Source organism: Lewinella cohaerens DSM 23179 (assembly GCF_000379805.1).
GTDB lineage: Bacteria > Bacteroidota > Bacteroidia > Chitinophagales > Saprospiraceae > Lewinella > Lewinella cohaerens.
Genome location: NZ_KB903574.1, coordinates 1 through 14,340, shown reverse-complemented (window position 1 = coordinate 14,340; position 14,340 = coordinate 1). Strand labels below are relative to the sequence as shown.

4 protein-coding genes and 1 pseudogene are annotated in these 14,340 nt (G+C 45.8%); 1 reads left to right on the top strand and 4 read right to left on the bottom strand.

What is annotated here, in order from left to right:
* The 4 genes and pseudogenes from A3EU_RS31540 to A3EU_RS0123175 all read right to left on the bottom strand — a co-directional run.
* Positions 1 to 1,212, bottom strand: a pseudogene (locus A3EU_RS31540) (hypothetical protein); the annotation flags it as partial.
* 90 nt (positions 1,213 to 1,302) lie between these two features.
* Positions 1,303 to 4,644, bottom strand: a complete 3,342-nt coding sequence (locus A3EU_RS0123185; protein WP_156825875.1) for a hypothetical protein — start codon at positions 4,642 to 4,644, stop codon at positions 1,303 to 1,305.
* Positions 4,645 to 5,580: 936 nt separating this feature from the next.
* Positions 5,581 to 6,477 carry a hypothetical protein gene (locus A3EU_RS0123180; RefSeq protein WP_020538586.1) on the bottom strand — a complete coding sequence of 299 codons (897 nt, stop codon included), beginning with the start codon at positions 6,475 to 6,477 and terminating at the stop codon, positions 5,581 to 5,583.
* An 11-nt stretch (positions 6,478 to 6,488) separates the two neighbouring features.
* On the bottom strand, positions 6,489 to 8,486 hold the full coding sequence (locus A3EU_RS0123175) for a M1 family metallopeptidase (protein ID WP_020538585.1): 1,998 nt from the start codon (positions 8,484 to 8,486) through the stop codon (positions 6,489 to 6,491).
* Between the two features lie 169 nt (positions 8,487 to 8,655).
* Here A3EU_RS0123175 and A3EU_RS0123170 point away from each other — a divergent pair, with 169 nt between their 5' ends.
* A complete protein-coding gene (locus A3EU_RS0123170) occupies positions 8,656 to 10,761 on the top strand; it encodes a ComEA family DNA-binding protein (RefSeq protein WP_020538584.1) in 2,106 nt (701 codons plus the stop codon).
* Positions 10,762 to 14,340 lie beyond the last annotated feature (3,579 nt).

The following is a 14,340-nucleotide window of genomic DNA, read 5'->3' as shown; positions in this document are numbered from 1 at the left end:
GTCCTGAACGCCGTCACCGTCCGTATCAGGATTGTTAGGATCCGTCTCCGTAGCATCTACTACACCATCTCCATCAAAGTCTTCAATACCGTCCGTCAAGCCATCATCGTCCGTATCCGCATCAAGTGGATCAGTCGTTGTCGTGCCGCCGTCTCCATCAGGAACGAAGATGCCTGGATCAGTATCTGTAGGATGACCAGTTGTCTCGCCACTTTCCGTGCCGTCTTGTAAGCCATCACCGTCCGTATCCAAATTATTAGGATCCGTCTCGCCAGCATCTACTACGCCATCCATATTCGCATCTTCTATGCCATCTAGCAGACCATCATCATCAGAGTCGGCATCAAGAGGATCCGTTCCACCCATTACTTCTATCCCGTTGGTTAAGTTATCACTATCACAGTCACCATTTAACCACATCATATCAGGTGTCAAATCCTGATTAGCAACGATTAAACTACAAGGGTCCAGAGGGTTAGTCATATCAGTTTGTTCCTGACCATTAGATACACCATCACCATCACAATCAGCTCCAGCTACAGCAAGCGGATCAGGGTCACATGGATCATTGGGATCACTCATTCCCATAGGGGTTACAGGTGTTTCGGGATCATTCATCCCTGTGATCTCTTCATAGTCGGTATAACCATCTCCATCTGAGTCACAAACAATCATACCACCATCGTAGTAATTCATGTTGTAATAATCCGCGCCAAAAAGATCACCCCAATAGTTTTCGTAATCCGGACCACCCAACACCGTAGAATTTGGGTCAACGCCATTCTCATAGATACGTAAATCTCCATAACAAGAGCCACCAAAATTGAAAGTAAACAGCAATAACTCTACGTTAGCATCTAATGCTATTTGTCCACCATTGGTCGTAATAGAATGGTAATCTACCAGAGGTGTTGCAGGAGGAGCAGGAGTCTGAGTATTATCTGTCCAGGGCCCTCCATTGACATTTGTAATAGTGAGGGCATCATCTGGCAGAGCCGCTGGAAAGACCAAGGAGAACTGAGACCCACCCGCTAAAAAGAAGTTCGCATCTGTAAAATCGGGTCGTGCATAGGCTTCATAATTCCCTGTATTGGGATTGAATTTAAGGGTAAAATCAACCACTTGTCCACTAAGAGCAGTCCCAAAAAATAAGGGAATCAGTAGTAGACAAAGTTGAAATAAATAGTTTTTAAAAGATAGCATTTCTTTCATGTTGATATATGATTTTAAACTTTCGGGAATTGACGTAATAGGGGGGGAACCTTACCCACATCCCTGTTTGATTAAGAATTTGGTGTAATTTTATGGAACAAGAACAGGAGGTACCTGCTCAATCATATTATTGAAATTATTGACCTGGCCTGTATTAAGGTCATACAGAGAAACCACGACTGCTTGGATAATAGTCCGGTCATTATCAGCACCATCGTATTTTGCCTTTCCGTTCATATTGCAGTCGCCAGCAAAATATCCAACGGCATTATTGTAATTCAATTCATCCAGTAGATTACCTGGGAAGGTGATCACTTCCTGAAGAATTTTCTGACGATCATTCGCACTTCCGTCATATTTGACTTTGAAGTCGGCATTAGCATTACTTGCCCATAAGGCTTTCTTTCCGTTACCAAGGGTGTAAAGTTCGAAACCGTCGTATCCCGGTTGATTATATAGATCGGCAGTAGATATAGTGGTAAAATCTACGCTTGCTGCTTGCCCGCTAACAATGACTGGTGCGGCAGTCATTACTCCAAGATGATTACGGTGTTTAATTGCGATAAAGAAGCTACTTGGTAAACCAGCTAACTGTAGCGGCCCTCCATCTGCGGCTACTACATCACCATCTCTTTGTATGACTGCTGAGATAGTTCTAAATACGATGGTACTGTCGGTAGCATCTCGCAATTCGATGAAGACCCAATCAACGACCGCATCGCCAGTGCCTGCATTTGCTGAAATTACCGGCATTGTTGTTTGCTCTGTCCCACCACCGCCAAAGTGCTCAAACCTGGCATTTACAGCAGCACTATAAGGCTGATCTAAAGGAAGATACCCCAGGCTTCTCAAATCATCACGCATCAGGTTATCTCCCGAAAAATCAGGCCATAATGCTCCCAAAAGATAAGCACGTAGTGCCAAGGTTGTCGTGACTTCACTGTCACATGCGTCGGGTAACCCATCCCCATCAGCGTCTAAAGTATCGGGGCCTTCACAGCATTTATCGAGGCAGTCCGGAGTACCATCCCCGTCACTATCCGCCTGGATATAAGCATAGTAGACACTAATAGTACCACCAATCGCCGATACCGCTGCAAGACCAGCATCGAAGGTAATCTGAACCTCATCGAAATCCAGGGTTGTAGCAAAACTCAAGTAGGTAATATCACTACCATTATTCAGTAAACTAGCGCTAACCAAAGGATTACTCGCAACAACGGATTCCTGCGGACTTCCTGCTAAATAAGTAGTAAGAGATATATTCCCCAGCAGCCCTACATCTAATAAGCTCGGGGCTACATCAATAGCAAAGCCAGCTATACTCCCAGCATTCACAACATTAGTAGTGGCTACAGATAAGCTAACATCCCCCAAGGCAGCAACTAACAAATCGATTGTTGTCGGCTGGGTCAGATCATGATCAATGAGGTTGGATAAAGAATCAATGCTACATCCTACACAGGCGAGGCCAGTGAAGCCGCTTCTTTCGTAAACGATTCCTCCACAATAATCAGAGGAAGCTGTAAGGGGTATACCACACAAGTCGGTAATATCCGTAATCGTACTGGCATCAGGACAGGACGTTGGTTCGGTAAATGCATAAAAAATCCTGGTGGTTGTTAATAAATCCAAGGAAGCCAAACCTCCCTGAATAACCAACTCCACCTCATCAAAAGGCAAGGTGGTAACGAAGGATAACCGCTGCTGCCCATTGGCTGCCAATCCATCGAGATTAAGTAAATTAGAACTTCCATTACCAGCCAGTTCTACTAGTACACCGTTGTTGTAAGTCTGCAAAGCGAATACATCCAGTAAATCCAGGCTTAATAGGCCACTAGGAAAATTAAGCACAAAACCTGTTCTCAGTCCGCCAGGGTATTCTTGAAGGGTGTCTTTGACTGCAATTAAACGAGTATCGCCCCCTAGCAAACTTAAGCTCAGGAGGCTACTTTCTTCTGTAAAATTACTGAGATCACCATCCACTACATTGTCTACATCAGCATTGCCACAGTTGGAACAAGAGCCATTGTCGTTAATGACCACTCCTGGCCCAACGATTGGGTCATTACATTCAAGTGGTCCTTGAGAAGCGAAATAAGCAATGGTTATTGTATCACTACAACTACCGTTCGAAAGCTCGAACAGGTAATATCCTTCCATATCTAACCCTGTGATAACTCCTGCTGCGTCAATGCTAGCTGCACTAGGGTTGCCCATAACGGGTGTCCATGTCTCGCCTACGCCAGCTGGAGAAAGGGTAAAAGTCATAGAAGAAGTACATGCTGAGGCATCTATTCCTGCATCAACCATACAGTCATTATCACAGAAATCGGGTATTCCATCGCCATCGGCATCAAAATTATCGTCGCCGCCTGCACATTGATCAACACAATCAGGGAAACCATCACCATCAGTATCAGGACGAATAAAACCATAGTAAATACGGTAAGTAGTTAATAAACTTAGCACACTGGAAATCGTAATTCTTACCTGATCGAAAACTTGGGTCGTTGGGAAGCTGATAAGATTTATGTCTCCTACTAACACCCCTACATTTGCTAATGAGTTATTAGCAACAAAGGTCTCCACTGGGCTTCCATTGTCGTAAGTTTGGATTGTAATGCCTCCCAATACATCCAGGGAAAGTAAACCTAGCAATCCAATTTGCTCAACGGCGAAACCTACTTCATAATTAGCAGGAATATCCTCTCCTATGTCGATATCGAGATAATTAGATTCAGCAAGAAGAAAGTCATCTTCCGCATAGTCTATCGTGTCAGCATTAGTCGTATTAGAAAAATTATTGAAACCATCATCCAAACAAACCACTGCAAATAGCTCGCAATTCGTACTTGCTGTAGATGAAGGGTAATTAGTAGTAGTAAGGGCAGTAGCACAATTATAGTCACAGCCATCTACTTCTTCATAGGCGTAATAAACGCGCAGTGCAGAAATCAGACTTAGGTTAGCTACACCCGACAGCCTAAGTTCGACCTCATCAAATGGCAAGGTCGTGAGAAAATCTACCCGACGCTTACTCCCAGGGCCTGCAAGCAGCGCCAAGGAGATAGGAGCTCCTCCACCTCCAACTTGGGCAGTTTCCTGTAATTGATTATTTAGATAGGTACGAATTTCGAGATCATTCAACACATCAGCACCTATTAAGCCCCCTTCAGCAGAAATCACAAAGCCCGTTCGTTGTCCCGCAGGGTAAGTATTATTGACATCTTTTACCGACACCAAAGAAATAGCTCCCACCCCAATCAGGTCAGTGCCATTAAAAGCGAGAAAATTGGTTAAATCTCCATCAACAATAACTTCTGAGTCGCTGGAGCCTGAAAGTGCACTCACTAAGCTACCAGCAAGCTGATCAACGACAGCTCCTTTGCCTACAATAGGATCATTACACCCTAATACTGGTGGTGGCATGAATAAGCTAGTCGAATTAGAAGGAGTTGCAAGTTCACTTGAATGAAGTGAAGCAAAACAAGAGGAGATTAAAACAAAAACAAGAATAAATTTAAATCTAGCCAATAACAAAAAACAATGATGTATTTGTTTCAGGTACATACTTACTATTATTTTCATGTGATCAAAAACCTCTTTCAAATTCAAAAATAAGAGGACACTACACTTCATCACAAAGTGCATTATATTTTATTTCAACTCGCAAATCAGATACTACGATGGCTCTTCACAAGTGTACATTACACATGTAAAACATACTATAGAACTATCCTTATTCACAAATTTCAATGCTTAGGCAGTCATGCTTCATCAAGGACAAAACACAGCCACTCAGATGTTAAAAACACCCACAGCAAACACCGAAAAAGCTCATAATGAACAATTTACGAATCCAGACTTGTTGTTATTTCATTAATTGTGTTGTCCACCTAAACAAAAGGTAAACTTGAGAAGTCATAGTAACAACCAAACAATAAACTTTCTTAAGAAAATTCACGCCCAGCAATTAACAATTTCGGCAAATGCCAAAACCGCCTCTTCCACAGAGGTATATCATTCAACTTTAACCTTGAATACTAACAGAATGTTAGCGGCTTTGTGTTGTTCATTCAAGGGTTACTCCAGAAAGCATTCATAGTGATAGTGTTACTATTACAAATATAAGAGCAATATACAATAAGTGCAAGCCATACAAACTCTGGCAAGGCGCTCCCAATATTAAAACAAAACCAGCTTTAAAGGTAACACATTGACAAACAGTACAAAAACACCTAAAGATGTAGGTACATTAATATCAAAAAAAATAATAATATTTTTTACTATTCAAGGTAACACCCCTAATCTATAGGCAAAAATGGACATCTCTTAATATTTAAACGTCGACTAAAGAGACTCAAACTACCCTATCAACGCAACAATACTCCCCTGATTAACGATCTTCATGGCATAACGAGCAAAGACAAACAACTGAGACAAAAGAAAAGTACCAATGATCGTACCCAAGGAAGAAATATCAAAAAGGCTAACCAAGAAATAATTCACCATAAACAGCACTAGTACCAAAATCATATTGAGTAGATAAAGAGGATAAGTTTTTACGAAATGCCGAATTACAAAACTTCCCCCTTCCCCTATCGGCGACCAAATAAAGCGATTATTGTTTTTCACCAAAAACACCTTAGCATAATCCTGCCACATCATAGGCACTGCCGCTACTAACACATACAAAGGTACCAACCACCGCAAGGACGAGGTGATGACCCCTTCGCTTTCCAATGCTTGTGGTGAAAAACCTTTAACAACCTTAAAGTAAAGGAATCCAAAAACAACTAGTACAAGTCCATGTACTAACAAAAAGAAAACCGAAAGTCGTAACATCCGCCAGAAATACCTACCAGCTCCACTCCAAAAAGTGCTGCGATATTCCGGTTGCGACTGTTCCCACAATACTTTCACCAATCCACCAACTAAAAATATCAACAATAGGTATTGTGCGCCAAGTAAGAGTACCGACTGACTGAGGACAGGCGTAAAACCAGATCCGTAACTCTGTATAAAGTCGTTCAAAAAAGTATAGTCAAAGCCCTTCATCAAGTCTTTAACCATTAAAGAATTCCCCGCTTCTCCTAGCAGCAAACTCCGAAACGGCAACGCTGCCAACAAGGCCAGCAGTAGGCTCACCCCCCAAAACACCAAGCTTATCCACAAATGCCCTGAAGCAGCGGAAAAACCTCGTTTTAATGCCCCAATAACACTTACAGAATGTGCCTCCGTGGCTGTATTTGAATTCGTCAAAATAATTTTATTTATACCAGAGTCGCCATACTCACCATGGTCGCCTGCAACCAGGTAAGTACGGCAGTAAAGTAACGTGAAATCCCGGTCTGCTCCGGTTCCAGCGTCAAACTGTTATTAATGAAATTCGTATCCAGGGGTATTTTTCTCGCCGGATCAATTTCTACACTTACAATTTTATGTGGACTGGTGTACGTCCAATCCATACTTCTTGCTTGGCCATCCCATTGTTCCCATTTTTCTTCCCCGTTGGTGAAAACGATCTTTACTTCCTGGGGCACAACAAATCCTCCATTGCGGAAAATAATGGCCTGTGATTCGTAAAGACTGCCCTCTTGAGTTGTCTCGCTTACACAGTCTTCCGTATTTTCGAAGAAGCCTACCGCCGCTGTAATTTCTTTGTTGATAATATCATGTACCGAATAATCACAAGCTTCCGTTCCGTAAATCAATTGTTCTAGAAAAGAAGCTATTTCCGCTCGTTTGCTTTCACCTGCTATCTCACTAACCACCGTCAAGGTTTCGTCAATAAAAGCTTGCCGACTAGGATGCTTAAACTTCCACTCTTCAAAGTAGCGCTGCATGATTTTTTTCATCAACTCCTCCCCTACCAAACCTTCCAAAGTTCGTAGCCCCACTGCTGCTTTTCCATAGACGATCTGTGCATAACTGCCGTGCTTAAAATGCCAACCAAAATCACTCAATGGGTTTACTTTTATATTATCTGCATTGAGGAAACGACCTCGACGCAATTCCTCCGATCCTACACGTATATTCATATAGGGCCAAGAGACCGTGCCTTCTGGATAATATTTATCTAGGATTTTTGCTTCAAAATAAGCCGTAAAACCTTCATCCAGCCAGGGTTCCTCCTGCTCATTGGTCGCCAGCATTTGCATAAAATACTGGTGCGTAAGTTCATGGATAACCAACGTTTCTGTGGTTTTTATCCCGGCAGGCAAGTTGCACAAGGTTGGTGCAGTAATCAGCGTCGGGTACTCCATCGCCCCAGAATTGAGCCCATAAAACGGAGGACTCACAATCGTCAACGTCGGATACGGGTAAGGTGCCAGATAATCGGCAAAAAAATCCAGGGTATGTTTGGCCGCTTCTAAGAAGCGATGCTGGTTACACTGGTGCTCTGGCCGAATGAGTAAACTGATCTTCGTATCTCGCCACTGGTCTGTGACTTCTACAAAACCGGGGTGCGACGTCCACGCAAAATCAATGACATCTTCCGCAAGGTAATGATGAATAGCGCGTCCTTCTTCTTCTTTTTTGTCTACCAAAAAACCACTGGCGCCTACGACATGGTCTTTAGGCACGTTAAGTTTCACGTCGTAAACACCAAACTCACCAAAATACTCTGTAGCGGGGTGATATTGGTGGCAATTCCATTGTCCTTCCTTAGCAAAGCGAGTACCTGCAGGTTCATACACACCCAACTTGGGATACCATTGCACCATGAAGAAATAATCCTTACTATAGCCCGTACGGATCATCAGGGGTGGGATTTGCGATTCCCAATCCATCTCAAGGGTATAAGTTTCGTAAGGCATTACCGGCACCTCCAAGGGCAAGTCTAGCACCGTATCATCATTGGTATTATCGTTATCGGGTTGCACGTAACGCATACCGCTGCTGAGGTCATTCCCCTGCTCATCCAGCACTTTGGTCACTTCCACCCAGCTCCAGATACACTCTTCAATTTCTTTTTGATCTTTAGTCCTCGGGATACGTCCACTCTCGGTAAAGAAATCTGTTTTATTGTTCTTCCAGGCATTGTAATACATGTGGAAACGCATATTCCAGATCGTATCTGCCGAAGGGTTTGTAAACACCAGGGTCTGCCGGGCATTCACTTTCTTAGCCTCCACATCCAGGTAAACTTCCATTTCGTAGCTTGCTGTTCGTGGCGACAACGGCGTAGCAAAAGACTGTCCCCAGGACTGTACTCCTGAGATAAACCATAAAACCACCCCTAGTACAAAAAAAATCCTGCTCCTCATTCATTACGCTTTACACTAAAAGAAACAATCACGTTCTTTTTCTAAGTGTCTATGTGGTAAAATCCCCACTAACACTCAGCAAAAATAATAAAAGCCTACTAAGGCCAATAAAGTTTTTGTGTAGCTCCACTTTGCCAGTATCTTTGGTCATCATTAGTCCTAGTCTACTATGCTGCGTTTGCTACTACTACTTACTGTGGGCCTCCTTCCTTTCTATCTTTCTGGGCAAATTGATAGCCTCCCCCCCGATCCCACACCTGATCTAAGTGAGCAGCGCCTGGAAGACCTTCTACAGGATGCCGAAGAAGAAAGCGATTTCGACCTCAATACTATTTTTGAAGACCTCGCTGTCTATCGCGAAAACCCGCTCAACCTCAACAACGCCAGCGAAGAGGACCTCCGAGAGCTGGGCCTCCTCAGCGATGTACAAATCAGTAGTCTGCTCAACTACCGTGAACAACTCGGCGGCTTCATCGCCATCTACGAACTACAAGCTGTCCCCAGTCTCGACCTGGCAACCATCCGGCGCATCCTCCCTTTTGTGGGGCTACGTAAAGAGGTAGACGATTTTCAAGCTTCCTTCAAAGATATGTTTACCACTGGCGACAACGAACTTTATCTGCGCTGGAATCGCATTCTTGAACAACAACGTGGCTTCACCCCTTTAGAGGAGCGCCCCGACAGCACTCCCTACCTTGGCGATCCCAATCAACTCTACCTGCGTTACCGTCATACTTACAGCAACCGCCTCAGCTACGGCTTCACCGCCGAAAAAGATCGAGGCGAAGAGTTTTTCCGTGGCAGCAACAAAAAGGGTTTTGATTACTACAGTGCCCATATCTTCCTCAAAGATTACAACCGCACCGTTAAGGCCGTGGCACTGGGGGATTATAGTGCCAATTTTGGCCAAGGCCTCATTCTTTTCACCGGCTTTGGCTATGGCAAGAGTACCCTCGTCACCAGTGTCCGCCGTGGCGGGCGCCCCTTACGGCAATATACTTCCGTCAATGAGGCCAACTTCCTTCGTGGTGCAGCAACAACGCTCAAACTTAGCGACAGGTTAGAATTCACAGCACTTATTTCTAAAAGAAAACGAGATGGCAACCTCCTGATAATCAACGATAGTATCGACATAGAACTACAAGGTTCTTTTACAGAATTTTCATCTTTACAACTCAGTGGTCTGCACCGAACGGCCAATGAAATCGCAGATCGCAACACCATTGGTTATTTCACAACCGGAGGCTCCCTCAAATGGCAGGCCAACAAAGGCCACGTCGCCGTCAACGGTATTCACCACCAGCTAGACAAAGCCCTTACGCTTACCCCACGAGTTTACAATCGTTATTATTTCCAAGGTGATCAACTCACCAACCTCAGTCTAGACTACAGCTACCGCTGGCGTAACCTCACTTTTTTTGGCGAAACAGCAGCCAGCGACAACGGTGCTATCGCCACCATCAATGGCCTCCTCACCACCCTCGATCAAAAAGTAAATCTTGCTATCGTTCACCGTTCTTATCCCCGCGACTTCCAAGCCTTATTGGGCAACCCTTTCGGCGAAACCACTGGAGGACGCAACGAAAACGGCCTCTACTTCGGTATTGAAGTACACCCCAGTAAACACTGGATCATCAATGCCTATTACGATGCCTGGAAACACCCTTGGGTACGCTCCACTGTAGATGCCCCCTCCCGTGGTCAAGAGTACCGTTTTCGGCTCACTTACTTCCTCAAGCGCAAACTTACCGTCTACCTCGAACTACGCGACGAAACCAAAGAAGTCAACGTAAGATTAATCGACAACCAAATCGATGCCGTGCTCCCTCAACGTCGTCTACAAGTCCGGCTCCACTGCGCATATCAAATCAACAAAGCCTTTGAATACCGTAGCCGTATCGACTGGGGCACCACCACCAACCCTATCAATGACCAACTGTCTGGTTTCGCCATCTACCAAGACCTACTCTACCACCCTATCGGCGTCCCATTAAGCTTCACCAGCCGCATCGCCTTATTCGATACCGATGGCTACCAAGTCCGGTTTTACAACTACGAAAGCGGGCTACTTTACAACTTCCGTATTCCTGCTTACTACAACCAAGGCAGCCGTTTCTACTTCAACCTCCGCTACAAAGGCATCCGCAACATGACCATCGAAGCACGTTACGCACGCCTCTTCTGGGCCAATGCAGACACCATCGGTAGTGGCCTCGAAAGTACCGGACAGCCTACCCGTACTGAACTAGCTGCTCAAATCAAAATCAAATTTTAGAACCACGCTTTATTCTTTATTTGGGGCCGCGCCGGTAGTAGCGTTGCTGCGCCGCCGCCACTACGGCACCAGGCTGTTCGCTCTCATGCATTGCTGCGCATTGCATACCGCTTCCATCCCTCGGCCTTGCGCCCTACCGGGCCCCGCGCTCCGGCCTCACGGCCTACGCGGCTATTGCTATTCGTTAATAACACGAGTTCAAGGCAAATTTATGAATTTGCCCCTGTCGGCGTAGGCAAAGCCTCGATGGACGTATTATATCCACGTCATGTTTTGCCTACCCCCTAAATGCCCTTATAATCCCTCATATGGTTCAAAAACCTTTGGTGCCTTTGGTGGTTCAATATATTTGGTGGTTCAAAACATGCTGGTTAACCAACTAAAAAACATAAAGACCAGTTAACCAGTCTTTTGGTTTACCCCCCCCTTCGGCGTAGATTTCATCTATGTCGTGTCATGTTTTGCCTCCCCCCTTAAATGCCCTTATAATCCCTCATATGGCTCAAAAACCTTTGCTGCCTTTGGTGGTTCAATGCATCTGGGGGTGCAAATAAAAAACGGCGGCACCCCGAAGGATACCGCCGCCTGTTGTCTATATATCGTGAGGAATTAATCTACCACGATCATCTGCTTGGTCGCGCGATGCTCGCCAGCTTCTACCGTGTAGCTCAGTACACCGGTAGCGCCTTGGAGATCTTGCTTCGTTACATTGATCGTATTGTAGCCTGCTGCATAATCACCACGGATCACTTTGAGCACCCGGCCGCTAGCGTCATTGATCGTTACCGTTGCCGCTGCATCCTCGGGCAGATTGAACCCGATCAGGGTTGCTGCTGCAAAAGGGTTAGGCGTGTTCTGGTACAATGCAAATTCCCCAGCTACATTCCAACCATTGGTAAATTCAATACCCAGGTCGGTCATTTCGCCATTGCGGTAGGCTTCTGCGGCCGTGTAACGGCTTGAGATGCTTAGCGCCTCGCGCAGTGGCTGGTCTTCTGTTGCTCTGAGTACCAAGCTGAACAGGTGGTCAGCAGTAGTTGCTGCGCCATCCCAGTTCCAGCTCGTCGTAATCATACCCTGATCTACAAAGCGTAGGCCAAAGTTAGCTGCTTGNGCTTGAGCGTACTCGATGTCTACCAACTCCACACCGCTTAGTTGTAGGGTGGCCTGNTAGCCTTCGATCTGATTCAAGTTATCCGCAGTAATCGCTATCGTGTAGGTATTACCTNCCTTCATGTCGATGTCTTCCGCCTTTAGGTTGAAGATACCGTTGAGNGTACGGTCGTCNNNNGCCATGGCATTGGCTTGAGCTGATCCATTCACATCACCGATCTTCACACCCACAAAGTCTGCATCCAGGATATCACCTGCCAGGTTGTTCTCATTGATCAACTCTGGGAAGGTNTCTGACCATGGGTTCGTACTTTCNGGGAAGTCNTAGTCNGCNNCNACAAAGCGCCAGCTCGTATTGTTAGGGAATGCTGTGATCACGTTGAGGATCAACTTACGGATCTGGATTAAATCCAGCGTCGTAATCGTTCCACTACGGTTAGCATCTGCTGCAATACGACGGTATGGGCCATCCAGTACATCCACATTCAGGATGTGCTTGGAAATCTTAACGATATCAAAGGTCGTCACACCGTTCAGCGGGTTGGTATTCAGGTAAGGTGTTACTGAGTAATCACCGCCTAAAGCCAGGTTACTGAAGTTGTAGGTTCCATCCGTATTCGTGGTCATCTGGGCGGTCATGCCACCGTTGATGCTCACTTCTACGCCTTCTACCGTTTCGGCATCTTCCGTCATGATGATACCTGCAATGGTACCTTCTCCTTCACCGCTACACGTTGTGTGCAGTTGTACCAGGATGTAAGTCTCACAGTAATCGTAGTTACCTTCTTCATCAAAGGCGTAAACGTAGACTACTGTGGTCTGCTCATCAGCTTCGGTCAATACCAATCCGGTATCATCAGGGCTTGGTACAAAGTCTGGATCAGCTTCTACGTCAGCTGCGCGGTAAATAGCGTACTTCGTAACACGAGGTAAGCCGTTGAACAGTTCTGGTCCTTGACCGGTACAATCACTGATGGGTGACCCTTCAAAGTCACTGGCCCAAATAGCCATCGAACAACCTTCGTCTTCGTTTGGCATCAGGGTTACCGTCAGTCCGTTGATACATACAGGCGCTGGTCCTTTACAGTCGATCACATCAAATACGATGGTCTCGCTGGTCTGGTTACCACAGCCGTCTTCGAACAAGATGCGTACTGCATGGTAGATGTTATCTCCCATCGCGCTCGTGATAATCGGGAAAGTACCAGCAAATACATAAGTACCGTCTCCGTTATCTGTGATATTTCCAAGTACGTTGTCGTCCGCTACAAATTCGTTCGACTTGATGTCACCGTCGCCGTTAGCGTCTACTGCAAAGGCGTCAAGCTCGGCAGATACAATGCTTACAACTAGTACACCGTCGCCGTCGAACAATTCACACTCGTCACTTACTGACAATGGAATGCTTACGGCTTCTTCACAGTTACCGTCATCATCACCGAACTGACCAGCTAGTAGGTCAGGACAGTTAGCCGTAGGGCCACCGTACTCACCAACACTTACTACAGGTGCAGTGGAGTCGTACACTTTCACAAACTGGGTGTAGATGTAGCGACCGTAGTTGGGTAGCGTTGGGCTATCACAGTTGCTCAATGAACTGTCTCCATCGCGGTCATTGTGACGACGATCGATACACAATCCATCCGCATCGTTGTAGCTTACTACCGGACGCTCGTTGCCTTCAACAGCACGATCGATAGGCAGGGCTTCACCGTCGTCTTCCGTCATACGAGGAAGAACATAGCCGGTGTATTCACCGTCCCATAAACACCAGTTGATCACATCGTAAGTGATAGAGTACTTGTAGCACTCATCACCAGTTGCAGAGTAGATCACCGGCTCGCCGATATTGATACTCAGTACATCACAACCATCAGTGGTGGTGATAATCGTAGGTACATCAGGATCGCCACAGTCAGCTGCTGCATCTTCAGGGAAGTCGATTACAAAATCATGGACTTCCGTGATCGTGATGATCTGGCTACAGGAGTTCGTTGAGCGGAATACTTCGTTGATGTCGATAGCGCCATTTCCGTTCACATCACCTTCCGGCTTGAGCTGCCAAGCTTCAAAGCGGCGGGTGATACTTCCCCANCCACAATCGTTNACNTNGATGTTTGGTGTACGCTCTACGATGGTATCCACCGCACAGTTATCCGTACCNGTNGCTCCNCCGAAGATNGANCTCATCATNATNGAGGTNGCTTCAAAGTCTTCGTCATAAGCCGTCTGGATGTCTCCAGGGAAAGCCAGGGGAAGATCGTTACACGTCAGGTCTACATCAGCTGGTGCGTAGCAGTAAGGGTTCAGTTTATCTTCAGGGGTAATCACCATCCAGCAGATGTTCTCATTGCCAGACTCGTCCGTTACCCGTAGTTCAATTGTAATTTCATTGGCGATATCACAGCAGTAGAAGTCGATGTACTCACCCCATGGGCTCCAGCGGTTAGCGCTATCGTCACAGGT

What these genes read in the sequence shown, in the direction of transcription:
- A3EU_RS0123185 (WP_156825875.1), bottom strand. Translation starts at nt 4,644, where the DNA reads ATGCCACCACCAGTATTAGGGTGTAATGATCCTATTGTAGGCAAAGGA.
- A3EU_RS0123175 (WP_020538585.1), bottom strand. Translation starts at nt 8,486, where the DNA reads ATGAGGAGCAGGATTTTTTTTGTACTAGGGGTGGTTTTATGGTTTATC.
- A3EU_RS0123170 (WP_020538584.1), top strand. Translation starts at nt 8,656, where the DNA reads ATGCTGCGTTTGCTACTACTACTTACTGTGGGCCTCCTTCCTTTCTAT.